Source organism: Streptomyces sp. NPDC004658 (assembly GCF_040609555.1).
Classification (GTDB): Bacteria; Actinomycetota; Actinomycetes; order Streptomycetales; family Streptomycetaceae; genus Streptomyces.
The window spans coordinates 1-1,586 of the sequence record NZ_JBEXKG010000386.1; the positions used below are offsets into that span (position 1 = coordinate 1).

The following is a 1,586-nucleotide window of genomic DNA, read 5'->3' on the forward strand; positions in this document are numbered from 1 at the left end:
ACCGGCATCAGCTCCACGTGCGTGAAGCCCATCTCCTTGACGTACGGCGGGAGTTCCTCGGCGAGCTGCACACCCCGAGCCCCGCCCCCCACGCCCGGACCGACGCCGGCCCCGCGGCCTTCCCGGTCCGGGCCCCCGCCGCCGGCGCCCTGCCCGGACTGCTCGGCCTGCAGAAGGCACTGCGTGCCCTCGGCCGCTACCGCACCGCCTCCGCGCGCGGCCGGGACGAGCGGATCGACGAGGCGGCCACCGCCGACCTGGCCGCCGCCAGCGGCATCCTCCTCCCCGTCACCCGGCCCGGCCGCCACCGGCGCTGCGACGTCCAGCTGCTCATGGACACCGGCCCCGCCATGGCCGTCTGGGGCGAGATGGTCGAGGAACTGCGCCAGGCCTGCCAGCAGTCCGGCGCGTTCGCCTCCGTCCGCGTCCACCAGCTGTACGCCGACGGCTCCGGCACCCCCCTCGTCGGTACGACCGTCGGTCCCGGCCGGCGCACCCGGCTGCGGCCCGCCGACGAGCTGCACGACCCCAGCGGGCGCCGGCTCACCTTCGTCATCAGCGACTGCGTCGGCCCCCTGTGGCAGAACGGCACCGCGCAGCGCCTGCTGCACGGCTGGCCGCGCACCGCCCCGCTCGCCGTGGTCCAGCCGCTGCCGCCCCGGCTGTGGGGCCGTACCGCGCTGCCCGCCGAGCCAGGGCTGCTGGTCCGCACCGGCGAGTCCGGCGGGCGCCTGGACTTCCTGCCCGAGGACGAGCCGTGGGAGGAGGCGCAGGAGCCACCACCGGACGCCCGGCCCGTGCCGGTGCTCCAGCCCACCCCGGAGGCGTTCGCCGCCTTCGCCCGGCTGCTCGCCGGCACCGGGCCGACCCGCGAGCACGCCTGGGCCGGCTTCGCCCACCCCGCCACCGCACCGGCGGCCGTCTCCGCCGCACCGCCGGCGCGCAGCGACGAGGAGCTGCTGCGCGCGTTCCGCGCCGGCGCCTCGCCCGGCGCACTCCGGCTCGCCGTCTACCTCGCCGCCGCGCCCCTCACGCTGCCCGTGATGCGGCTGGTCCAGCGGGCCATGCTGCCCGACACCGGCCCCATGGAACTGGCCGAGGTGCTGCTCGGCGGACTGCTGCGGCAACTGCCCGGCACCGGGGACCAGCCGTGCTTCGCCTACTCGCCGCGCATGCAGGACCTGCTGCTGTCCTCCCTCGACCAGGACACCGCCGGGCTCGTCCTCAAGCACTGCTCGGCCTATGTGGAACGGCACTTCGGCAAGGGCACCCGCAACTTCGCCGCCCTGGCCGCGGCCCGGCTCGCCGACCACGACCCGGACGCCGGTACCGCGCGCCCCGCCGAGGACGCCGGTGCGCGGGACGGCGGCGGCAGCGTGGAGGCCGAGCTGTTCGCCCGCATCCCCGCGCGCGTGCTGCGGTTCTACCTGCCCGACCTGGTCACCCCCGACCCGCTGACCGAGGCCGAGCGGCTGCTCGACCGGTGGCGGCAGCTGGCCGACCCGGAGATGCTGCGCCGGGCCCGGGAACAGGCCCGCCTCGCCGCGTCGGGCCCGGGTGCCGACGGTCCCGCTCCGGCGGCCCGG

At 77.8% G+C, this 1,586-nt stretch carries 1 protein-coding gene; it reads left to right on the plus strand.

The genetic code is table 11. From position 1 onward, the window contains the following. Positions 1 to 17: 17 nt before the first annotated feature. Positions 18 to 1,586 (plus strand): SAV_2336 N-terminal domain-related protein (locus tag ABZV94_RS41540; protein ID WP_356350287.1); only part of this gene is annotated, 1,569 nt, incomplete at its 3' end.